This window comes from Brucella pituitosa (genome assembly GCF_965577835.1).
Taxonomy (GTDB): domain Bacteria; phylum Pseudomonadota; class Alphaproteobacteria; order Rhizobiales; family Rhizobiaceae; genus Brucella; species Brucella pituitosa.
This window is the reverse complement of record NZ_OZ264093.1, coordinates 274719-298633: the sequence shown is the minus strand read 5'-3', so window position 1 is coordinate 298633 and position 23915 is coordinate 274719. Positions and strand designations below refer to the sequence as shown.

Sequence of the window (23915 nt, the reverse complement as noted above, 5' to 3'; positions counted from 1 at the left end):
CGCACTCAATCGTTCAATCAGTGAACAGTGAAGTACTGGTCGGGATGGGCCGTTACGTCGTCTGCACTGGTATTCACGAGGGTAACGGTGTCGCCGTTGCCGAGGTCGACAACAACATTTCCACCAACCTGCGTGACACGATCTGCAAGGTCATCCGCCGAATTGACATCAAGGCCGTTAATGCCCTGCTGAATCTGGAGGATGTCTTCACCTGGGTTGAAATCAAGGATGACGTCGTTTCCGCCGCCGCCATTGAACAAGAAGACGTCACTACCGGCACCGCCGATAAGGATGTCATCGCCGGCGCCGCCATCGAGGATGTCATTGCCGTTTCCACCTTGCAGGATATCGTTCCCATCGCCGCCAAAGAGAAGGTCTGAGCCATTGCCGCCCTGGAGAACATCGTCTCCAGCGCCGCCAAACAGCACATCGTTCCCATTGCCGCCGCTTAGGACGTCGTTTCCTGCATCACCGAACAGAACGTCATTTCCATTTCCGCCGAAAAGGAGGTCATCACCGTTTCCGCCGAAAAGGATGTCATTCCCGTTATCGCCGAAGATGGTGTCATTGCCATCACCTCCGAATACGAGATCATCACCGCCATGAGCGCGGATGAAATCGTCAAAGCGGGAACCGAACAACACGTCGTCGTAGGCGCCGCCTTCTAAAGTGGCCATCTGCTTCTCCTTGTGTTCCTGTATGGGGTGTTCCTGTATGGATTTACAAAAAGGCCGGAAAATGGTCCGACCATTATGCTTGTAGTAGTCTGCGCCGCATCAATTACAATTGCAACATTATTAGTTGGTATAAATTTGGCAGCAATAAGTAACAAATTATTACGAATAATTTATATTACAGTTTTATAAACAGAAATATAATATATATTTATAATCATTATAATTTCTATTTAAATTTTATTTGACTGCAAATTAATTCCAAATTTGAAACATCGCCCATGAGAAATAATAATTAATATATTTCAATGGTATGGCAGCAGGCACATCGTGCCTCGCGTTAAATGAACCTGTTGGAGAATTTCAACCTATGGATGATCTATATTGCGAAATACTCTTTCTGGCAGGCTACTGATCTGAAGCTCAAATCAGTAGCCTGGTTGAAGTTAGTCTTCGCGGAAGGCCCTGTTGAGGCTGTCTGTAATAGGCGAAACGAGGTAGTCGATTGCTCTGCGTTCTTTGTGAACGATGATGATTTCAGCAGGCATCCCCGGATAAAGCCTTGCCGTTGGATTGGCGGCGATTGCTTCGGGTGTAATCTCGGCGCGCGCCACGAAATAGGCTGAATCTGTCTTTTCATCGAGCGATTGATCGGCCGCAATATAGGTAAGCCTGCCATCCAGAGGTGGCATTGAGCGCTGATTATATGCGGTTAGCCGAATTTGTGCGCCTGCTCCCACCGAGATGCTGTCGATATCTCGTGGGCTTATTTTCATTTCGACGACCATTGGTTCGTTTTCAGGCACGATATCCATAATCGGTTCGCCCGGAGCTACAACGCCACCCGGTGTGCGCAGCCTGATATTGGCGACAATGCCTTGCTGTGGGGATCGAACTTCGACACGGCGCATGACATCCCTGGCTGCAACGATCCTCTCTTGCACGTCTGAAAGCTCGACCTGACTTGAGGTGATTTCGCCGGCAATTTCTGACTGCAGGTCGCTCTCGATGCCAGTGAGTGCAAATTCTGCACCGGCTTTTGCCTGTCCGGCTTTGGCCTTGTCACCAGCATATTCGCCGCGATCACCTGCAAGCTGGCTCAAGCGTGTATCGATTTCAGTGAGCTTCGACTTTTGAGCGAAGCCTTTTTCAACAAGGCTTGCAATCGCCCGACGCTGTTCGCTGATCAGCTCAATCTGACGATCTGTGGCGGCAATCTGCGAGGTCGAGGCCTTCTCCTGTTCGGTATATTGCTCAATGGTTTTTTGTTGAATGTCGATTTTGCTCAGCTTCTGAGCAAGGCGCTTTTGAAAGAAGATATTCTCGGCTCGTATTGCGTTTTCCGCATTTTCCCCACCCTCGGAAAACTGGTCCGGAAAGGTGATTTCCTTGTCGCCCGATTGTTCGGCCCGAAGGCGTGCGAGCTTGGCAATCAGTCCAATACGACGGCTTTCCAGCGATTGCAGTTCGGAGCGTGCTTTGGTTGCATCAAGCTGGAGCAGCGGCTGGTTAACGGTAACGATGTCGCCTTCCTGCACCAGCAATCGATCGAGAATTCCGCCTTCGAGATGGCTGATCGTCTTGCGCTTGGAATCAACGATTACCGTGCCAAGCGCTACTGCGGCACTGCCGAGATTTGCCGAATAAGCCCAGGCGAAGAAGCCGCCAAAAGCAACGCCTATCGTGGCAAGGCCTGCAATGATGAGACTCCGCAAGGGTGATTTGGAATCTTCCTGTTCAATGTCATGTGCCCATTCAGGCTTTACGGAACCAAATCGGGTGAGCGACTTGTGATCGGATGATTCTGCACGCGGCGCGAGCAGGCTGGAAACACGACGCGGAATAACGGACTTGCCTATCATGCGCTTGCCGCTCCCATTTGAGGGCCAGTACCGGCCGGAGTGAGTGAGGAGACCACGTCCGTTCGTGGACCGAACTGCGTGATGCGCCCATTGTCGAGCACGAGAAGCTTGTCTGCGACCTGCATGATAGATGGGCGATGTGCAATCATGATGACGATAGCTCCATCGTCGCGCGCATGTTCGATGGCGCGCATCAACGCACGTTCACCGACCGCATCGAGATTGGAATTCGGCTCATCTAAAACGATCAGTCGGGGTCGATTGTAAAGGCAGCGTGCCAGTCCGATGCGCTGACGCTGACCGCCTGAGAGTGTCAAGCGACCATCGCCAACCGGGGTGTCATAACCGAGCGGCATTCGCCCGATCATTTCATGCACATCGGCAAGGCGCGCTGCTTCGAGAACCCGTTGCGGATCGCTGTCGCCCATGCGTGCGATATTGTCCTTGATCGTTCCGTCCAGCAGAGAAACCGATTGCGGAAGATAGCCAGCAATCTCGCCGAATGAGCCTCGTTCCCAGAGATAGACATTGTTGCCGTCCAGAAAGACGCCGCCTGAGGTTGGTTTGACGATACCGATCAGCAGTCGTGCCAAGGTGGATTTGCCCGCAGCAGAAGGCCCAACGATCCCGAGAACCTCGCCGGGCGAAATGGCGAAAGAAATCCCCTTGATGATCGGCACATCGACGCCGGGGGCGGCATAAATCAGCTTGTCGACGACCAGATCGCCGTTGGGGCGCGGGGTTGGCATGGTCTGACGGACAGCAAGATTTTCGGAAAGCAACGACTGAACACGTTTCCAGCTTGCGATTGCGCTCACCCATTGGCGCCAGTTTTCGACAATGCGGTCGAAAGGCATCAGCAAGCGGCCAATGATGATACTGGTTGCGATCATTGCGCCAGCCGTGATTTCCTGCTGCATGGCGAGAAGTGTGCCAGCTCCAAGTGAGCCGATCTGGACAATGAAACGTGCGGTTCGTGCGATGGACGACATGGCGCGGGCGCGTGTTCCGCCGAGATCAAGCACGTCAAGCGCCTGTACCTGCATCGTACGCCAGCGCCGGGCCAGTGCGGGAAGCATGCCCATAGCTTCAATCGCTTCCGCATGTCGCAGACTGCTGCCGATTTTTGCAACAGCTTCGACATTGGCCTGATTGGCTTCCTGAATGAGATTGCGGGTCAGAAGATCGGTCAACACGCCACAAGCTACCAGGATGATCACTGCAACAAGCCCGATCAGACCGAGCATCGGATGCAACATGAACAGCACACCAAGGAAGATTGGTGACCAGGCAGCGTCGAGCGGCGCATTGATTGCAGGCGAGGTCAGAAAGCTGCGCAGTTCCGTCAGATCGCGCAGTGTCTGGGTCGCTTTTGGCAGTCCCTGATTGACGGAAGCCTGAACGGCTGCGGTGAGAACTGCGAGGTTTAGCCGGCGAACCAATGCACTGCCCATGGCCTGAAATGACAGGGCCCGGATGTATTCCAGCACACCAAACACCAGCATGGCCCCGATCGCAAGAATCGTCAGCATGGTCAGTGTGTCCATGCTTCGGCTGTTCAACACCCTATCATGCACCTGCAACATATAGAGGGGCACAGTGAGTTGTAGCAAATTGATACAGGCACTCAAAAGCACTGCATAAAGAAGACCTGACAGGAAAACGCGCCGGGCCTTGAAAATAAGGCTTTTGGACGTAGTTACAGAATCGTCTGGCCTTTTTTTATCCGCTGGGCTCTTGCCAATTGGATTGTTTTCGCGAGTATCATTCATACGCGATCTGCCTTGTAATGGTCACAGGTGGCGGATATCCCTAAAAAGTGTGGTCTAGTTCTCAAGTTCAGTAAAGTAATACTGCAGAGAATGTGACAGAAAAAAGTTTTTGCGGCGGGGAAATGCGAAAGGAGACAAATAAATATAACTGCAAATTTCTTCAAAATTTGAAGTAAAATTGAAAAATGGAGAGCAAGAGATGCAAAAACTTCTGCACGAGGGAGTGGAAGTCGAAACATCAGTTGATGGATTTACTTCCGTTGACTTTCCTGAAGTTACCGCCGAAAAACAGGAACGCAGACATCCAGTCCATACTGTCGTAATTACGCATTTCGAACTGGCGCGGATGATAGAGCGAGTGAACCGCCGCTTTGTAAGCCTTCTGAAAACGGAGCTTACCAAGTTAGGCGTGGAAGACATCGGGCCTGCTCAGACATTGGTTCTGATGGCTATTGGTGATGTCGAGCTCACTGTGGGTGAACTACTGGATCGCGGGCATTATGTCGGATCCAACATTTCCTATTATCTTAAACAACTTACGGATGGCGGATATGTCGATCGTGTTGCCTCTCAGAGGGACAAACGATCAGCGCGAATTCGCCTGACGGACAAGGGTGAACGGCTGTGCACAAGCTTGCGAAATGCGAGCAGAACCTACAGCCATGTGCTTGCCCGTGATGACGATGATCTCCGAAATCTGGAGATTGCTTACCAGACCTTGCACCGGCTTGAGCTCGTGTGGGGCAATGCTGCTCGTTATGGCATCTGATGCATAGCGGCAGGTTTTTGGCCAATAACCGGACACATTTTGTGACATGCGTATAGCTTTTGTGCACAGGCGCGGTTTTGGTCAGTTTGCTGCGTTGGCCGAGCATCTGGCTACCAGTGGACATGATGTCAGCCTGATTTGCGAGACAGTGGACCGTCGCCTCCCAGCGGTCCGCGTCATCCGCCACCGAGTAGAATCTGCGCCTCGCACCAAAGGTGCGATGGCCAGATATCTGGAGGTGCCCGATCATCACACAAGGATCGGGCATCGGGTGGCTGAAACATTTGAAACCATGGCACAGCATGGACAAGCGCCTGACATTGTAATCGGTCACATAGGTTGGGGCAGTATGATGTTCGTCAAAGATGTACTGCCCACAACGCCCGCACTGGGCTATTGCGAGTTCTTCTATCGTGCTCACGGTGCCGATGTCGGTTTTGCACCGGATGACCGGCCAGATGCCGAAACGCGCAAGCGGCTGCGTCTTCGCAATATGGCTCAACTGGTGACACTTGATGGTATGGATGGCGGTTTCAGCCCGACACATTGGCAGAAGAGCCTTTATCCAAAAGCCGTTCAAAACCGGATTGCTGTTGTGCATGAAGGCGTCGATACAAAGCTGTTCTATCCAGACAAGCATGCTTCAATCCTGTTGCCAGACGGGCGGACGTTGAAGGCAGGTTCTTCACGCGTCATCACCTTCGTCGCTCGTGATCTCGAACCCTACAGAGGATTTCCGCAAGCGCTTGAGGCTGCAGCAAAGGTTATCCGGCAAAATGACGATGCGATCTTCGTTTTCGTTGGTGGCGATGGCGTAAGCTACGGCACGCCACCGCCCGGAGGCGGCTCATGGCGGGAGCATCTGCTGAGCAAGATGGATTTGCCACCTGATCGAGCTGATCGCATTGTGTTTCCCGGCACCGTGTCCCATGCGCAATTGCGCAAACTCTACCAGATATCCACTGCACATATTTATCTGACATATCCGTTTGTTCTGTCGTGGTCTGTGGTGGAAGCCATGGCCTGTGGGGCACTCATTATCGGCTCGGACACACCGCCGGTGCGTGAAGTCATCCGGTCGGGTCAGAACGGTCTGCTTGTGCCTTTCTATGATACGGATGTGCTGGCAGAAACTATTCTGAATGTCCTCAGAGATCCTGATGCTTGCCTTCAGATGCGCGCAGCGGCACGCAGAACGGTCGAAAAACGCTTTCGGTTGTCGGAATGTTTACAGCAGCAAAAAACCTTGATCGATGCAGTATTGAACGGCAGATAAGTAGTATGTGGCGACAATCGGGCATACAAGGCCTGATGATATAATATAAAAGCCCGTATTTCTGCGTGTTTATGGCATATATCCAATATGCATTCATATTGTTTCAAATTTTGAATTAAACCAGTTCCAAATATTCGTAATATTATCATATAGTCTTCGTTATATTACTGTTGACAATACATGGTCTGTATTTTCTGATTGTGCATAGAAGCCGAACCTCCCAAGTTGGCTCTTACACAATGGATGACTATGTTGAGCACACCACTTCCTGCGATCTCGGCGCGGAAAGCCCGCCGTTATGCCATTGCTTCGATGCGTGATCGTGAAGCGCTGGAATCGACTGCTCTTGGCGCATTGACTACTTTTGTCGAAAATGACGGCAAGTTGCTGCGGATGGCGAACACGTTTCCCCTTGTTGCTGTCGCGGCCTCTGATGAAGGTGCAAAAGATCTGAGTTCCGTCTTGCAGCAGCTCTACCGGATGCGCACCATTCCTGAGGTGCCTGTCATACGTGTTGATGAGGCATCACCGGAAAGCATTCCTTTGCTGGTTTCGCAATTGCTTGAGAGCAGCCTTGATCGTCTCGTCAGCCATGTCAGCAAAGTTCATACCGAGCTTGCCATGTTGCGGCGTGAGCGCGAAACGATGTTCGAGAATTACCGGGCCATCGAAGATGCATTTCACGCGCGCAACTGGGACTCTTCGACAGAGCTTTTCTCTCATGCGCCTTTGGTTGATCCGAAGGATGAGGGCTTTGCCAAGTTGCTGCGCGAATCGGAAATTGAACAGCTGTTTCCGGTTTCGAGCTATGCCGTCTCCGGCTTTGCACTCCATTTTCGTGATCTGCCCGCCAATCGCAACGGTCAGTTGATCGTAACGCTCGACTATCTTGAAAATGGCGAGGGCATTGCCGAATGGCTCGTACCTTATGCCACGCTACATTCAGAATGGAATTTCTTCTCGCTGCCTAAGGCTTGCGATGGTAGCCACCGTACCCTGCGTCTGCGCATTTCGGCGACCGGCGGTGTGCCACCAGAACTCTCGTTGGGCAATGTGATTGCCAATGAACGCTATGCGGCACGTGCCCGCATCCCGCATGGCGATCTTGATATGCGTCCGCTGGCACTTCGTATTTTTACGGGGCTTCCGGGCGTTCGGCCAGCATCATTGCCCAACGCAATCGTGCCGACCTCGCTCATCAATGGCCGCAAGGTCGATGATTATCGCATGCCCATCGAGCTGCTGCGCAATGTGGCCAATGTATCCGTTACCCCACTTACACCGGATTTTCCGACTGTGCGGTTTCTGGAGCATGAAGATGCCATCGGTTGCCATCCGCTCGAGGAGGGCATTACCGCAGCGGCGATCCGCAGGGTCGTAGCACCTGGAACAGTGCGTATTTCCGCGCGTGCAGTCATTGATCATCCGGAAGGCCAGCCCTGTGTGGCGGGGCTGCTGCTGGTCAACCTTGCTTCCGATGTGAAAGAGGAAATCGACGCGATTTCCAGTCTTGATCGCCGCCGCCAGCAGGTCCTGTTCAGTGGCTGGTCGGAAGTGGCACCCAACCGTCCGATTGATATCAACTTCATGCTTGAAGAGCCGATTGATCGAACGATGGATTTGATCGTGCTGAGCAAGGCTGCAGGAGATTCTGTCGACTTCTCCTGGCTGAAAATCTTCAATTTCCGTCTCGTGAAACATGTTGAAGCCCGCCCTGTTCAGACAATAGTCAAAGAGGTTGCGAATGTACGATAGGTCCAGGGATTTGATCGTTGTCGCAATGCCGCTTTACGGCCACGCGGCACTCGCACTTGAGGCGCTGGAAACTCTTCTGGCATCGGAAACGGTATTCCGCACACAGATCGTGGTTTCGGTGGATGGAGATCCACGCCGCGAGGTCTTTGATAGCCTCGCGCTTTATGCGGCAGCGCATCCCAATATCCACGTTATCTTCGGAGAGAATGCTGGTCCGGGGGGCGCTCGCAATCGTGCTGTCGACTATATTCTCGAAGAGATGCCGGATGTTAAAGCGGTCTATTTCGTGGATGCCGACAATCGGGTGCAGCCGCACACCATCGATACGCTTTATCGTAAGCTTCTGGCGTCGAATGCGGGCTGGGTCTACACCAATATCGACACTTTCTCGGTCAACTGGCGTGCGCATTATGGCGACAGCTATTCGCGCCTGATCCACTGCATCACCGACAATATCTGCGATACCGGATCGATGATCTCGGCGGAGGTTTTCAGAAGCGGTGTACGCTTTGACGATGATCGCCAAAACGGATTCGAGGATTGGGAATTCTGGCTTTCTGCCATTGAGGCGGGCTTTGTCGGGACACCTTGCCACGATACCGGATTTGAATATCGTCTGCGCGCCGAGAGCCGCTTCAAGGAAGCTAATCGCGACCGTTCAGGCTCAATCAACTTTCTGCGCAAACGGCACAAAGCATTGTTTCGCCGTCCGACGCTCGTGGGCTTTGAGCACGAGGAATGCCCGCGCTACGGTGTGATCCGCGCAGGTGAAGGGACTGTCAGTCTTTTCAGCGATCTCAGCCTTGGTACGAGTGATCTCAAGTTTGATGACGCAATTCGCGCCTTCTGGGGCAGTGTTTCCGAACCAGACAATTTTCACTTCCCACCGTTTCTGGCCTCCTCGAACACGGAGACCTTGAAGCTTCTGGCGCGCTCGCGATTGCTGCCAAATATTTTATCGCGACTGGAGAAACTGGCCGAGGAGGCCAATATCGTTTTCGTCGAACTAATCAATGTCGAGGACGAGCGGCGCATCGATACAGAAATCATGCCATCAGGTGCGCGGCAGGCACCTGCCGATCTGATTTTTGTTTCAACGCGGCTCATGCGCGAGATTATCGAAAACGATGCTTTGAGCTGGTTTGCCTCGCTCGGCACGCAGCAATTGTGGCCGACATCCGCGCGCATGAAGGTGCGGTTCCCGTTTCCACGCGTGCGTCAACGCAGAGCTTTGTCACGGCCTGAACAATCGATGCTCAATCTGGTGACGTCGATTGCCACAAGCCCGCTCAAGCAAAGTGCAGCCATGCGCTGGACATGGCGCCCACGTCGTCTGCCCGCTCTTTGTGAAATGTATCAGGTGCTGCGCAACGAACTTGGCGGCGGGCCGGTGCTGCCGCTTGCGCATAATGCAGCAAGGAAAAAGACAGCAGCCGTTCTGGTGCCGAACGCTTCCTTCGGGGGGGCCGAAAAGGTCGCCTATGCCGCCGGTCGCGAGTTGAAGAACCAGGGTTTTGAAACCCACCTTTTTGTGCTCGGCAATGAACGCATGGATGTGTTGGACGAGTTCGACCAGTCCTTCGACTACCTGCATTTCTGGAAAGATGGCATTCCGGCATGGGGCGATACCAATCGCTTTTTGGGACAGGATTTTATCACAGACGATCATCCGCTTGATTGGGGCATTCTGCGCGGCCAGCTTTCAGGCTTTGATCTGGTGGTGAACAATCACGTGATGGCAGCGCATCCTCTGATGGGCAAGCTTCGCTCCGAAGGCACAAGAACTGCCTGTTATCTTCATGTGGTGGACGAAACGGTTTTCCGCCGTCAGGCAGGGCAACCCTATGCGGCGATTGCCTTTGAACACGCCTATGACGCTTTTCTCACCTGTTCGGACCAGCTCAAAATCTATCTGCACAGCTTTGGTGTGCCGTTCGAGAAGGTGTTTTCGGTGCCCAATGGTGCAAGCTTCTCCATTGATGCGAAGCTGCGTGCGCAAGTCACATCGGCGCGCAAGGAAGAGCGCAAGGGTAAGCCGATACGCATGCTCTATATGGGTCGCCTTGATCGCCAGAAAGGTATCGACCGTCTGCATGATGCGATTGTGAAGCTGAAAGAACAAGGCATCCCGTTTGAGGCGCAGGCCATCGGTGGCGAAATTCTCTCTGACGATCCAAGTGCCTCATGGATGACACGTCTCAAGGATGCAGGTGTGAAGGTTTCACCACCGGTTTTCGACGGCAGAGACATCGCGAACCATCTCGCATGGGCTGATGTTCTCTTGATGCCGTCGCGATGGGAAGGCGCGCCTTTGATGATCGCTGAAGCGCAACAACTCGGCTGTGTGCCGGTTGCAACTGCGGTGGGTGCTGTCGATGAACTCATCAATCATGGTCGCGACGGTATTCTCATACGCAATGGCAATGATGCGCAGATCGTGGCCGATATGACCCGCATCCTGACCATCCTTGCGCAGGACCGTGAGGCTTTGAAGCGAACTGCGGAGGGTGCACTCGCTTCGGCAGCGCATCGCACATGGTCTTCCGCATTTTCCGAATTCACGGACTGGGCCAATGAAATCAGCCCGGTTTACCCGCAATCCCGGCCCTCCCAGCCGGAGACACCCAATGATGCACGCTCTGTCGCCATCCTCCCAGGTCGCGCAGTTGCCTAAGTGCATTTAATTGAAATTCAGAAAGGCCGCCTCATGAGCAAGAGCCCACGTATTCTTGTCACCGGTATTCCAAGCTATCTGACGCGTTTTATTCAGCGCGCGGACAAGGCGCAAATTTACTATTCCGAAAAGCAGCCGAACTCGGAGCCAAAGGATAAGTTTATTCAGGAGCTGAAAAACATCAGCAATACTGGAAATTATCTGATCGGCGAGGGTGCGATGACAGCCCTTCTGCCATCGGCGAAGCATGTTCCCTTCTGGCACCTGTATAATTGTGTCAACAACGGCACCGGCATGGAGGAGATCAACAAGGAATTCGATATCTGCGTCTTCACCTGCGCCAATCTCTTGCGCAAGGGCTTGTCTGCGGATGCGGAAGCGCTTGTTCTGTCCAAGCTTGATATGCCCGTCGTGATGCTCGGTATCGGCATCCAGAACCGCCCTGACATCGAAGGAGAAGACGGTCTGCCTGAGGGTACAAAGAAGCTTTTGGAAGTGCTTAAATCCCGCGAGCATTATTTCCTCACGCGCGGAGAAAATGCAGCCGGATATCTTCGCGATCAAGGCTTTTCCTATGTCCGTCCTGTCGGCTGTCCGTCGCTTTATTTCCGCCCGGACAACATGCGCAAGGCCATCAGTCGTTTGCCGGATGTGAAGGTGGGCGAGGGCCGTACCGTTTTCACCGGCTATATGGGTGCGGAGCTTGAAACAATTGGCGATATGAACGCGCTGAGTGCTGACGACGGGCGTTCAGCCTACGTCATTCAGGATGAGCTTCTGCACTTTGACATGCAGATCGAAGAGGACGCAAACGGCCGCGCTTACGATTCCACAACCGGCGAACTGGTTGGTCCACTCACTTATAAGGGATCAGGTGATCTTAAGAAGAAGATCGGTGTTCACGCCTTCCTTGATACCAATCAATGGCGCGCCTGGTGTTCGACGATGGACTTCTCGTTTGGTCGTCGCTTCCACGGCAATATCATCTCGATGCAGGCAGGTGTTCCAAGCCTGATGGTCGCGGTTGATGATCGTATGCGTGAGATGCTGAATTTCTCAGGCCTTCCAAAAATCGATGCGCGCGATCTCAACGCTGCCAATGATCGCCGGGCCTTCGTCAGCGATCATATCGCGGCAATGAACATTCCTGACGTGATCGAGAAATATTCCGCACGCGAACGCAATTTCCGAAGCGTGCTTTCAGAGATTGGCGTTGGATAACTCCCATATCTGACAGCCGTTCTGAAGCAGGCTTCAGAATTTATTTGTTCGCATGTCTCCCAAAACCGTTCCCACTTTTGGGAGACATGCTTTAACTCCAGCGAAGATGGATCACCATGCGCATAATGATCACCGGCATCCCGTCCTATTTGATGCGGACAGTCGAAAGTGTGTCCGGGGCGAGCGTAAAACATCGCCCCTATTTCGAGCCCATCCGTACGAAGAAGGATGTGATCGATCAGGTCAAGAAGATTGCCAATACGGGCAATTACCTCATTGGTGAAGGTGCTGCCAATGCCGTGCGCGGCCATGATGTAACCTATGTCCCGTTCTGGCATCTGGCCAACAGCCTCAATTCACCGGATACCTATGCGAAGCTCAACGAAAGCTTTGATCTTTGCCTGTTTGCCTCAGCCAATCTTCTGCGGCCCGGCTATGCGGCAACGACGGAATCCTTCGTCTTTGAAAAGCTGAATATGCCGATTGTGGTCATGGGCATCGGAATTCAGAAGAAGGAAAATCTGAAGGCGGAGTTGCCGGAAGGCACGCGCCGGTTCCTCGAAATTCTGCGCCGCAAGGAAAGCTTCTTTCTCACGCGCGGACATTTCACCGAAGAGTTCCTGAAAGATGCGGGCATGAAATATGTCCGCCCGACGGGCTGCCCGTCGCTTTACTATGCACCTGATCAGATGAAGCTCTCGCTAAGCCGCCTTGCCGATCCAAGCCTTGCAGACGCGCAGAAGATCTCGTTTGGCGGTTATCTCGGCAGCGTTGCAGATACGATTGTCGACGCCCACGCGCTGCTCGAAAAAGATAGTGTTGCAAGCTATGTCATTCAGGACGAGGTGATCGTCTACAACATGAACATGGCGGGTGAAGATCATTCCGAAGCCTATGATCAGGCCGCAAGCCGCATCACGGCACCGGTCGATTACAAGCACATGGAAAAATGGCAGCGCAAGAACGAGCTGCTGGTGTTCTTTGATACGCACAAATGGCGCAGCTGGATTTCCAGTCAGGATTTCGGTCTGAGCCGCCGCTTCCACGGCACGATCATCGGAATGCAATCGGGTGTTCCGGGGCTGATGATCGCGGTCGATGACCGTATGCGCGAAATGTTGGGCTTTGTCGGCTTTCCGCATATCGATGCGAGCGTCTGGAACCGCGAGCCGCAGAAAAAAGCCTATCTGCGCGACTTCCTTTCCAAGATCGATGTGCCCGCAGCCATCAATCGCTATTCGGAATGTGAAGCCAATTTTAACGGCGCGCTGAAGGATATCGGTATCCGATGATGGAAACGCGCAAGAGCATCGGGAGTGGGAAACAGGCAGTCGCAGCCTTGCTTGGCGCTGCCCTGCTTGCCATCGCCCCCATTGGTGCCCTTGCGGATACGCGCTTTGGCGTCAACAGGGTCAACATGGCCTGGCTCAAGCCGGCAGAGCGCGAGAAAATCTTCGATCAGATGGTCGAAAACGGTGTGGTGGCGGTTCGGCTGTCACTCACACGACCGGTTGATCAGAGTATAGATGCCGTGCGTCTTGCCCATGAAAAAGGTCTCGCGATCCTGCTCGAAATTTCGCTCAACAATGCGGATTTTTATCCCGAAGGAACGAAGCCTCGTTCCGGTCGCGGGCGCATCTGGGATATGTATCGGCTTTCCGACACATCTCCCGAGCGCTTTCAGCAGGCAATAGGCGATGCCTTGCAGAAGATCGATGCACTGGGGGTGCCGCTGGTCGCCGTTGAACCCGGTAATGAGATCAATTGGGGTGCTTATAATGGCGATCTTGCCATTCTGCCCAAGGAAAAGATGAAGACTGCCCGCTCTTTAAGCGAGATGGAGGAGCTTCCTCTGGTCGAAAAAGGTGCAGAGAAATACGTCGAACTTCTGCGTATTGTTCGGACAGAGTTGGCGAAAACCAGGCACAGCACCAAGGCAAAGGTCGTATCTGCGGGCTTGTCCGATATCCCCTTCATTGATGCCGACCGGCGCGGAATAGACACTGTTGACCCCGCCGTCTTTACCGACCTCCTCAAGAAGTATGGTCTTAATGACGCTGCTGATGGCTACGGCATTCACATCTATCCCGGCAGCAGCGGCACGCGGGCTGCGCGCGCGAAGCATATCAGCAGCGCACTTTCTTTCTGCGGTGGAGCAGATGGCAAGCCTTGCTGGATCACCGAATGGGGCTTCGCAAATACCTCAAAAGCCTGTCCGGCCAATGACAATAATCGTGAACAACTGGTCGAGAAGGCACGCGACCGTTTTCGGCAGATGATGGACAGCGGCCAGATAGCAGCCGCTTATTATTTTGATTGGGATGCAAGCACTTACGGTGTGTGGCGTTGCGGTTCGCTGACGCCAGCCGGTAAAGCTGCAACGGTGACGAAATGAAACTCAAGACTGTAATCATCGGTGGTTCAAACACCGTCATGCTGCCCGGCTATCTGCCGACGCTTCTGTCGACGATGGCAAAACGCGGGGCGGAACTGGATATCGTGGCCGATCTGGCCGTCGGTGGTACAACAAGCGCGCTCGGGCTTTATCAGCTCAAGCAGTTTGAGCAGCTCGAAGATTGTGAACTGTTGCTGATCGAATATGCGATCAATGATGCCTTCGTTTATGGCGATGAACGGCGTCCATTCCGTCATTGGGCGCGGTTTTACGAAGGGATCATTCGTTACGCGCTTGAACGCAATCCAAACCTGCGGGTCGCAACGCTCGTGTTCGGCGCACGCAATGGCTCATTTCTGAATTCCGTTCCCTCGATTGATGCAGGCATCAATTACATTTCGCAATGGTATGGAACGATCTCAGCCGATGTCTCGCGAATGCTGATGCAGCAATATGGCCGTGATGTCGTAAGCAATCCGGCTTTCTATCTCGATCAGGGCCATTATGCGCGCCCAGTTTCGACAACCATCGTTGCGAACTTGATTGCAGATGTTCTCGAACCGGCCTTGTCTGTTCCGCATCGTCCGAAGGCGCTGCCATTCGCCATCGATCCGGACCATTTCGCCAATGCGCGTGCCTTGAGCGGCGAGCAGCTTTGCAAGCGGCTGGGGCGCGTGCCGGTCCAATACAGCAATCGCCGATTCTCGATCTCGGCGCTTGATCTCGGTTCAGACAGAATGCATTTTGAGGTTGATAACGGACAACTGCTGGCGCTTGGCTATGTCTGCGACCCCCGCATTCCACCGCTTGATGTGGCGATGGGCGGGGAGGTGCATCGCGCCGCCATGATGAAGGGTGGCGTGCGCGATGGAACCTATAAATTCCTCGTTTCAATGCTGAGCTTTGAGTTTCTGTATGGAGCGAAACTTTTGGAAGCACGCGGGAATGTGTCGCTTGTCATGTCGGGTGCTGAAGACGGAACCGAACACAAGCTGCATGTTCCGAAAGACAGCACCCATCATGAAGCGCTGCCTGCGGAACCAGTTCTGCCGATCACCGGCATTCTTTTTTCAGGTAATCTCAAGACCATGACGCTTGAGAAAAAGACCCCTGTGATACCCATCATCACAGAAGCCGCGCAATAATTTAGCTCAGTAATTTGAAGATAAGTGATTAGGCCGTCTGGTTCGAAAGTGCCAGGGCGCAGTCTCTCCACGCACTGACTGCAGTTCCCTGCGTCGCATTTTCTACAACAATATGCTTTCCATCAAATACACCCGATGCAATCCAGTGGCGTGCTTCTCGCTGATACACATCGATCGTAATACCCAGCTGTTCTACTTTGGCTTCTGCCAGCATATATTTTGCTCCACGAATGATGAATCTTGGGCGAAGGTCGCAATATAGACCAAATCCGCGACAATCCGATGTCACGTTTGTGCTACCGGAATGTGAATGGCATTTTCAGTACAAACAAACTTTTGTTATGGAATGTTGGTTCCCAATTGCGGAAACAAACATTCAACAAAACGCGCAGCTGTGGGCTGCGGTTCATGATTGGCCAAGCCAGGCCGCTCATTGGCTTCAATGAACACATATTCCGGTGTCTCGGGTGACTTCACCATGAAATCGATGCCGACTACCGGAATTTCAATTGCGCGCGCTGCCTTGCATGCAGCATCTACCAATGTTTTGTCCACGGTCGCCGTCACATCGTGAATCGTGCCGCCGGTGTGAAGGTTAGCCGCTTTACGAACGGTAATTTCGCGTCTGTCTGCAAGTACATCATCAAGTATCAGACCTTGCTGCTCAAGACAACGCTTGGTTTCAGCATCTATCGGAATACGGCTCTCGCCACCCGTGGCGGCAAGGCGGCGACGAGACTGCGTTTCGATAAGCTTACGTATGGTCGATTTTCCATCGCCAATCACGCGTGGAGGTCTGCGCACGGCGGCTGCAACCAGCTTGTAATCGATAATCACCAGCCGCAGATCTTCGCCCTCGAAACAGGCTTCGAGCAGAACATTATCGCAGACCTCGCGCGCCTGCCTGATCGCTGCCCGCAGGTCTTTCATCGTTGAAATGCCAACGGAAATGCCGCGCCCTTGTTCACCACGGGCAGGTTTCACAACCAGCTTTCCATGTTTTTCAAGAAAAGCGTCGAGCGTTTCGTCTGAGCCGTCAGCTGGAATTTGTTCAGGCACGACAAGTCCTGCCTTGGCGACCGTGCGTCGTGTGACCGCCTTGTCGTCGCAGATCGACATGGCGACGCCGGAGGTCATTTCAGACAGGCTCTCGCGGCAATGGATCGACCGTCCGCCATGGGAGAGGCGGAAAAAGCCTCCCTTGGCATCGGTGATGTCCACATGCACGCCGCGCCGCAACGCTTCATCGACGATGATGCGCGCATAAGGGTTGAGTGCATCGACGGAACTGATTGGAAGTGCGAAGAACTTCTCGTTTATTGCATTCTTGCGTTTTATGGCAAAAAGCGGAACGCGGCGAAACTTCAGCTTTTCATAAAGCCTGATCGCATTGTCATTGTCATAGAGAACCGACAGATCGACGTGATTGAGCCCACGCGCCTGAAAATGCTCGGCCAGTTTGCGAACCAGCTTCTCACCAATGCCGGGCTGGCGTGCCTGCGGATGCACCGCCAGACACCAGAGCGAACCGCCCTGATCAGGATCATTGAACAGGCGTTGGTGATTAATGCCGGTGACTGTACCAACAATTTCGCCTGTTGCATCATCCTGTGCCACAAAATAAGTGACGGCGCGATTATCGCGCTCGCTGGAAAAGAAATCAGCACGCAGTTGCACCATACCGCAAGCCGCATAGACGGCATTGATGCCGTCTGCATCTATTTCGGATACCGCACGGCGAATGCTGATCCCGCGTGTGCGACGGCCACCGGCGCGATAGTTGGAAAGTTCAAGCCGAAAAGTGTGTGACGGATCAAGGAAGATTTCCTGTGGTGCCTGCGACAGCAGCACATGCGGATCGCTGACATAGAACAGGATATCGCGGCTGGCCGGGGCTTCTGCCCGCAAAGCTTCGATGATCGCTTCATTATTCTCAAAGGTTTGCGCGAAAAGCAGCCGCCCCCAACCGCAATCCAGAACCACATTGCGGTTGGCGGAGCTACCTTCTTCCTGATTACCCCCATGCAAATGCTCTTGATAAAAGCCCGCGCTTTCCGGCGTACGCAACCTCGTGAGCCTGTGCGAGAAAGCGTTTTTGCCCCTTGCTTTCTGCCGGGTCCTTTCAACCTCACTTGTCTTTTTCATTTTATTCCTCCCCACCTCAGGCTTCCTGAGTCTGAAGCCACATTTCCAGAAGTCCGGCCTGCCAGAGTTCTGAACCGCGCAGAGGTGTGATGTGTTCGGAAGGATTTGCGAACAGGCGATCAAGATAATCGCGCTGGAATAGTCCTCGTTCACGCGCTTTCTGTGATGACAACGCATCGCGCAACATGTCGAGATAGGGGCCAGCGATATATTTGAGCTGCGGCACCGGGAAGTAACCCTTCTTGCGGTCGATCACAGCGCTTGGAACGATCTTGCGCGCCACATCCTTCAGAATACCTTTGCCGCCATCGCGCAGCTTTTCCTCTGGTGGCATACGGGCGGCCAGCTCGACGAGTTCGTGATCCAGAAACGGCACGCGGGCTTCCAGTCCCCAGGCCATGGTCATGTTATCGACGCGTTTGACAGGGTCATCGACCAGCATGATGTTGCTGTCGAGACGAAGCGCGCGATCAACGGGTGTATCCGCGCCGTCGCGCAACAAATGCTCTTCGATGAGTTCGCGGCTATAGTCGCGATCCGGCATCCAATCAGACGAAAGCTGGGTTTTCAGTACTTCATGCGAGCGGTCGCAGAAAGCCTTCGCGTAATCGCTGACCACATCGTTGGAATCGACCAACGGCGGATACCAGTGATAACCGGCAAAGACCTCGTCGGCACCCTGACCGGATTGCACGACCTTGATATGCTTGGAAACTTCCTTCGACAGCAGATAAAAGCCGACATTGTCATAGGAAACCATTGGTTCCGACATGGCGGCAATTGTGCCGGGAAGTGCATCCATCAGATCGGATGAGGGCACGAAAATCTTGTGATGGTCGGTGCCGAAATGCTTGGCAATCAGGTCGGAATAGACGAATTCGTCGCCCTTTTCGCCATTGGCTTCTTCAAACCCGACCGAAAAACTCATAAGGCCGGTCTGGCCGGCTTCTGCCAAAAGACCGACGATGAGGCTTGAATCGACGCCGCCCGACAGCAGAACGCCAACCGGAACGTCGGAGATCATGCGGCGTTTGACGGCAACGCGCAGCATGTCGAGCAGCTGCTCCTGCCAGTCTTCACGGCTCAATACGCTGTCACCAGCCAGACGGCTATGCGGCGGCTGCCAATAGATGCGATCACGAAACTCGCCATTGGCCTGATAGACACGAATGGTGGCAGCGGGCAGCTTCCGCACGCCATTGTAAATGGTGCGCGGCGGCGGAACCACAGCATGAAAGCTCATATAATTATGCAATGCTGCGCGGTCGATTGATGTATCGACACCGCCAGCCTTTACCAGCGCAGGCAAAGACGAGGCAAAACGCAGCGCGCCACTAACCTCTGCCAGATAAAGCGGCTTGATGCCAAAACGGTCGCGGGCAAAAATCAGTCTGCCTGTATCGCGCTCATGGATGGCAAAAGCGAACATGCCATAAAAGCGGGAAACGCATTCCTCGCCCCAGGCGTGCCAAGCCTTGATGATGACTTCGGTGTCACCATCGGAAAAGAAGCGGTAGCCTTTGGCTTCGAGCTCAGCGCGTAATTCGCGGAAATTGTAAATACAGCCGTTGAAGACAACGCTGATACCCAGATCGGCGTCGATCATGGGCTGCTGGGATTTTTCAGATAGATCGAGAATTCTCAATCGCCGGTGTCCGAAGCCGACATTACCACGCACAACGATGCCAGACGCGTCTGGCCCTCTGGGGGCAAGAATATCTGCCATTTTCGAGATTGCCGTAACCGATGGCATACCGCCATCGAACCTGACTTCTCCGCAAATTCCACACATAAAAAGGGTCGAAACCTCCATTGTCATTCACAACAAGCAAGGCCGTCGCGTGAGTTCTGGCGGCGGCCTGCATATTGGCTAATGCATGCGCGCCGGGATGGTTCCGAAATTTCTGATTTTTATGTGGTTGCAGCCTTTTTCAGCTCATTTTCCTTGGAAATCATATATTTTTCGGCAGAAATCATATGTTCCAGCGCGATTTTGCGCGCATCTTCGGATCTATTCTCCATCAAAGCGGTTAAAAGCCGATGCTGAAAGAGCAGACCTTCTTCACGCGTTGCAGGCGTCGGATCGGCATAAATTGAGCGGGCGACCGGCATATTGCGCAGCAGATTATGTGTGAGGCCGCACATGAAGCCCAAGAGCCGGTTTGGGCAGAGTTGCGCGAGCTGTGTATGAAAGTCCAGCTCTGCCACGCGTTGCTGAAACTGGTCGTCCAGATTGGTCGGTGGGCGATCATAAAACCGCATCGTATTGTCTAACTTCTCCAGATCGTCCTGGCTCAGTTTGCCCGCAAGGGAGGCCGCGACTTCCGGCTCAAGCAGCTTGCGGATGGAATAGATTTCCTGAAGACCCGGCTGGTCGAAGAAGAAATAATTGCCGAGCATTTCCATTGCATGTTGCGCGGATGGTTCGGCTACGAAGACGCCGCCACCGGGGCCGGTGCGCGTGAATAGCAAGCCTTGGGTTTCAAGTGCCTTCATCGCCTCGCGCACGGTGCCCTTGGCGGCTTTGAACTGGTCGATCAGGTCTTTTTCTTGCGGCAGCCGGTCGCCGGGTTTGAGATGATCCGTCTGGATAACGTCCTTGATACGGTCCGCAATGACCTCAGGCCGTCGCTTTGATTTGGTCAGCGATGCAGTTTCCGATTTGCTGCGGCTGTTCCGGGCCATGCCTACTCTCTTTTCATACGCGGTGCGCTGTCTATCAGCTGACGTGTATAGGCATGTTGCGGCTTGGCAAAAAGAGCCTCCGCTGTGGCTTCCTCGACGATTTCCCCATAATACATGACGGCGACGCGGTCGCTGATGGCTTCCACCACCGCAAGATCATGGCTGATAAAGAGATAGGACAGGCCGAACTGCTGTTTGAGTTCATCAAGCAGCAGCAGCACTTGCGCCTGAACAGAGACATCAAGCGCGCTCACCGGCTCATCCAGCACGATGATTTCGGCATCTGCCGCAAGTGTGCGGGCAATGGCGATGCGCTGGGCCTGCCCGCCGGAAAACTCATGCGGATAGCGCAGCAGGGTATCTTTTGGCATCTGCACGGCATCGAGCAGTTCTTCCATGCGCTTCTGGCGCTGGTTACGATCATGTTGACCAAGCAGCTTCAGTGGTGTTTCCAATATCTGCCGGATGGTCTTGCGCGGGTTGAGCGAGGCCACAGGGTCCTGAAACACATACTGGACTACTTTGCCAAAAGCCCGCGGACCAGAGCGGCGAAGCGCGCTGGCATCCTGTCCGGCGATTTTCATCGTGCCCTCGCTCGGCTCTGTCAGCCCAACCAGCATTCGCGCCAGAGTGCTTTTTCCCGAGCCGCTTTCGCCTACGATTGCCAGTGTTTCACCGCGCGCGAGATTGAGCGACACGGACTTGACCGCTTCAACAGCATGGCGCTGTTTACCGAAAAACGTGCGCCCGCCACCAAAAGTTTTGCTCAGATTATGGACGCTGATTGCAGCCTGGCTCATGTGGCGGCCTCCGTCTGTTTGCGGCTGAACAGCTTTGCCACGCGCTCATAGAAATCTTTGCCGTGGCCAAGTTCTGGCACGCAGGCAATCAGCCGCTTGGTATAGCTGTGTTGCGGATTGGCGAGCACCTCTCTGGCGGTCCCGGTCTCGACGATCACCCCGTCTTTCATGACGGCAACGCGATCGCAGATTTCGGAAACGACGCCGAAGTCATGGGTGATGAACAAAAGCGCCATGCCGCGTTCGCGCTGGAGATCGCGTAACAGCTCAAGAATGCGCGCCTGTACGGTCACATCAAGTGCAGTGGTCGGCTCATCTGCGATGATGATGTCGGGATCATTTGCAAGTGCCATGGCGATGCCGACACGCTGACGCTGACCACCGGAAAGCTGGTGCGGGTAATGATCTGCACGCTCCTTTGCATCCGGAATACCCACTTTTTCCAGCAAGGCGATGGCTTCTGCCCGGCGTTCGGATGCGCTGATCGACTTATGCGCAGCGATTGCCTCTTCCACCTGTTTGCCGATTGAGTACATCGGGTGCAGCGTGGTCAGCGGGTCCTGAAATACATAGGCGACCTTGCTGCCGCGCGTGGCGGTCAGTTCGGTTTCCGTCATGTCGAGCACGTCTTTACCGTCCAGATAGATAGCGCCGCTGCGGATCAAGCCGGGCGGGGAGGCGACCAGCCCCATGATGGAAAGCGCAGTCACGCTTTTGCCTGAGCCGCTTTCACCAATCAGGCCAAGACATTCGCCGCGATTGAGATGCAACGAAACATTACTCACCGCAGGCGTGTAGCTGCCATTGTTGACGAAGCCTGTCTCAAGTGTCTCAACGGCCAAGGCTGCATCCAGCGTCTTGGTTTTAGGGGTGGTTCTGTTTTTGGCGACTGCCGTTACAGAGCCGGGGCGGGCAAGAGCACCGGAGCGCAAACGGGGGTCAAGCACATCGCGGATGCCGTCGCCCAGCACATTGAGGCTGATGACAATCAGAAAGATCATCAGGCCCGGCACGATGGAAACATGCGGTGCCGTGAACATCTGCGCGCGGCCTTCGCCGAGCATCGAGCCAAGATCAGCCTGTGGCGGCTGCGCGCCAAGACCCAGAAAGCTGAGGCCTGCCGTTTCAAGGATCATCCAGCCTGCCGTTGTCGACATGGTGATGACGATAACCGGCAACACATTGGGCAACACTTCGGTAAGCAGGATTGAAATGTGCCCTTTACCGGAAAGCCGGGCGGCATCGACAAATTCGCGATTGGCAAGGCCGAGTGTTGTGCCGCGCACATTACGTGCAAAGAACGGGATATTGACCACGGCAATTGCATAAAGCGCATTCATCAATCCCGGTCCGAGCGCGGCCACGATTGCAAGAGCCAGCAGGATATAGGGGAAGGCCATCAGCATATCGATGCTGCGCATCATAAGGTTGTCGGTGCGCCCGCCCGCATAGCCTGCGACGACACCGATAGCCGAGCCGATCACGGCGGCAATCAGCGTGGCTGCAAAGCCAACCGCGACCGAGACGCGTGCGCCCCAGAGAAGGCGGCTCAGAATATCGCGTCCAAGCTGGTCGGTGCCCAGCAGATGACCTGCAGAGAAGACCGGTTGTAGCCGGTTTGCGGGTGCTGTCGCATCCGGGTTTGGCAATGGCAGAATTGGCACGAGTATTATCAGCACGCAGATGAGCGCGAGCAGGAAAAAGCCAAAAGCTGCCAGACGATTGCTCATCAGCAGACGCCATGACGACAGGCGTGCAAGAGTGGCTGGGGTGTAGGTTTCCGAAACGGCACTCATGTGCGTATCCTCGGATCAAGCATGGTCTGAAGGACATCGGCAAGCAGATTGAACAGCACATAGCTGGCTGCTACGATCAGCACACCGCCCTGCACAAGCAGGATGTCGCGGGTCGAAATTGCCTTTACAAGCATGGCGCCGATGCCGGGCCATTGAAACACGGTCTCGATATAGACCGCACCGCCCAGCACAAAGCCTGCCTGAATGCCGATGACGGGAATGACACTGACAAGGGCTGCACGGAAGGCGTGGCCGTAAGTCACGCGACGCTCATTGAGCCCTTTGGCGCGCGCGGTGCGGATATAATCCTGACGCAGCACTTCAAGCATTGCGCCGCGCGTCAGCCGGGCAATTACGCCAGCTGCAACCACTGCAAGTGTCGATGCAGGCAGGATCAGATGCCAGATCAGGTCTTTGAGATCACCGCCGCCATAGACCGCATACATGCCCGATGCCGGAAGGATACGCCAATGAACGGCGAAGAGATAAATCAGCAGAAGGCCAAGCCAGAATGACGGGATCGAAATGCCAGCCAATACAATGAATGTGATCGTGCGGTCCGCCCAGCCGAACTGGCGCACGGCTGAGACAATACCTGCGAAAAGTCCGAAGATAGAGCAAAGTACGAGTGCAACGCCTGCCAGAATGAGCGTGGCCTGAAAGCGTTCCAGCACCTCATCGAGAACGGGGCGATTGAGCACGAAGGAGCGGCCGAAATCGCCCTGCAACAGATTGCCGATCCAGATGAAATATTGCTGGACCAGTGGCTTGTCGAGGCCGAGATCGCGATTGATACGCTCGACATTTTCCGGCGTCGCATAAGAGCCGAGCAGCGCTGTGGCGGTATCGCCGGGAATTGATGCCATCACCAGAAAAACGATGATGGACAGCCCGAAAAGTACGGGAACGACCGCGATGAGCCGCTTGAAGATATAGGCTGGCATTG

18 protein-coding genes are annotated in these 23915 nt (G+C 54.1%); 8 read left to right on the top strand and 10 right to left on the bottom strand.

The genetic code is table 11. The features are described 5' to 3' along the window. Positions 1-17: 17 nt before the first annotated feature. The 3 genes from ACSME1_RS12680 to ACSME1_RS12670 form a co-directional block, all read right to left on the bottom strand. Positions 18-677 carry a calcium-binding protein gene (locus ACSME1_RS12680; RefSeq protein ID WP_024896037.1) on the bottom strand — a complete coding sequence of 220 codons (660 nt, stop codon included), beginning with the start codon at positions 675-677 and terminating at the stop codon, positions 18-20. A gap of 443 nt (positions 678-1120) precedes the next feature. Continuing rightward, positions 1121-2536, bottom strand: coding sequence for an HlyD family type I secretion periplasmic adaptor subunit (locus tag ACSME1_RS12675; protein ID WP_105534795.1), 1416 nt, complete (start codon positions 2534-2536; stop codon positions 1121-1123). Further along, entirely contained in the window at positions 2533-4308 is a 1776-nt protein-coding gene (locus tag ACSME1_RS12670; protein WP_100557450.1) for a type I secretion system permease/ATPase, read from the bottom strand. Before ACSME1_RS12670 ends, ACSME1_RS12675 begins: the two co-directional genes overlap by 4 nt. Before the next feature lie 199 nt (positions 4309-4507). On the opposite strand from ACSME1_RS12670, the gene ACSME1_RS12665 reads away from it, so the two are divergent. The 8 genes from ACSME1_RS12665 to ACSME1_RS12630 all read left to right on the top strand — a co-directional run bounded on the left by ACSME1_RS12665 (position 4508) and on the right by ACSME1_RS12630 (position 15543). Next, positions 4508-5077, top strand: coding sequence for a MarR family transcriptional regulator (locus tag ACSME1_RS12665; protein WP_100557449.1), 570 nt, complete (start codon positions 4508-4510; stop codon positions 5075-5077). Between the two features lie 46 nt (positions 5078-5123). Then, positions 5124-6353 carry a glycosyltransferase family 4 protein gene (locus ACSME1_RS12660; protein ID WP_024896033.1) on the top strand — a complete coding sequence of 410 codons (1230 nt, stop codon included), beginning with the start codon at positions 5124-5126 and terminating at the stop codon, positions 6351-6353. 249 nt (positions 6354-6602) lie between these two features. Further along, complete coding sequence (locus ACSME1_RS12655) at positions 6603-8108, top strand: DUF6212 domain-containing protein (protein ID WP_105534794.1); 1506 nt, start codon at positions 6603-6605, stop codon at positions 8106-8108. Continuing rightward, positions 8098-10782: a glycosyltransferase gene (locus tag ACSME1_RS12650; RefSeq protein WP_105534793.1), complete on the top strand. Its 2685-nt coding sequence runs from the start codon at positions 8098-8100 to the stop codon at positions 10780-10782. The genes ACSME1_RS12655 and ACSME1_RS12650 overlap by 11 nt, the downstream gene beginning before the upstream one ends. A gap of 33 nt (positions 10783-10815) precedes the next feature. Then, entirely contained in the window at positions 10816-12003 is a 1188-nt protein-coding gene (locus ACSME1_RS12645; protein ID WP_105534792.1) for a polysaccharide pyruvyl transferase family protein, read from the top strand. A 116-nt stretch (positions 12004-12119) separates the two neighbouring features. After that, complete coding sequence (locus ACSME1_RS12640) at positions 12120-13295, top strand: polysaccharide pyruvyl transferase family protein (RefSeq protein ID WP_024896029.1); 1176 nt, start codon at positions 12120-12122, stop codon at positions 13293-13295. Beyond that, complete coding sequence (locus ACSME1_RS12635) at positions 13292-14398, top strand: glycoside hydrolase (RefSeq protein WP_105534791.1); 1107 nt, start codon at positions 13292-13294, stop codon at positions 14396-14398. The genes ACSME1_RS12640 and ACSME1_RS12635 overlap by 4 nt, the downstream gene beginning before the upstream one ends. Next, on the top strand, positions 14395-15543 hold the full coding sequence (locus ACSME1_RS12630) for an SGNH/GDSL hydrolase family protein (RefSeq protein ID WP_105534790.1): 1149 nt from the start codon (positions 14395-14397) through the stop codon (positions 15541-15543). Before ACSME1_RS12635 ends, ACSME1_RS12630 begins: the two co-directional genes overlap by 4 nt. Before the next feature lie 28 nt (positions 15544-15571). Here the strand turns inward: ACSME1_RS12630 and ACSME1_RS12625 are convergent, their stop codons facing one another. The 7 genes from ACSME1_RS12625 to ACSME1_RS12595 form a co-directional block, all read right to left on the bottom strand. Next, entirely contained in the window at positions 15572-15757 is a 186-nt protein-coding gene (locus ACSME1_RS12625; protein ID WP_024896026.1) for a hypothetical protein, read from the bottom strand. A 125-nt stretch (positions 15758-15882) separates the two neighbouring features. After that, entirely contained in the window at positions 15883-17688 is a 1806-nt protein-coding gene (ngg, locus tag ACSME1_RS12620; RefSeq protein ID WP_105534789.1) for an N-acetylglutaminylglutamine synthetase, read from the bottom strand. Between the two features lie 16 nt (positions 17689-17704). Then, positions 17705-19480: an N-acetylglutaminylglutamine amidotransferase gene (locus ACSME1_RS12615; protein ID WP_105534788.1), complete on the bottom strand. Its 1776-nt coding sequence runs from the start codon at positions 19478-19480 to the stop codon at positions 17705-17707. A gap of 119 nt (positions 19481-19599) precedes the next feature. Continuing rightward, entirely contained in the window at positions 19600-20373 is a 774-nt protein-coding gene (locus ACSME1_RS12610; RefSeq protein WP_105534787.1) for a FadR/GntR family transcriptional regulator, read from the bottom strand. A gap of 2 nt (positions 20374-20375) precedes the next feature. Continuing rightward, positions 20376-21173: an ATP-binding cassette domain-containing protein gene (locus ACSME1_RS12605; RefSeq protein WP_105534786.1), complete on the bottom strand. Its 798-nt coding sequence runs from the start codon at positions 21171-21173 to the stop codon at positions 20376-20378. Then, complete coding sequence (locus ACSME1_RS12600) at positions 21170-22969, bottom strand: dipeptide/oligopeptide/nickel ABC transporter permease/ATP-binding protein (RefSeq protein WP_105534785.1); 1800 nt, start codon at positions 22967-22969, stop codon at positions 21170-21172. The genes ACSME1_RS12605 and ACSME1_RS12600 overlap by 4 nt, the downstream gene beginning before the upstream one ends. Further along, positions 22966-23913 carry an ABC transporter permease gene (locus ACSME1_RS12595; RefSeq protein WP_105534784.1) on the bottom strand — a complete coding sequence of 316 codons (948 nt, stop codon included), beginning with the start codon at positions 23911-23913 and terminating at the stop codon, positions 22966-22968. Before ACSME1_RS12595 ends, ACSME1_RS12600 begins: the two co-directional genes overlap by 4 nt. Positions 23914-23915: the final 2 nt, after the last annotated feature.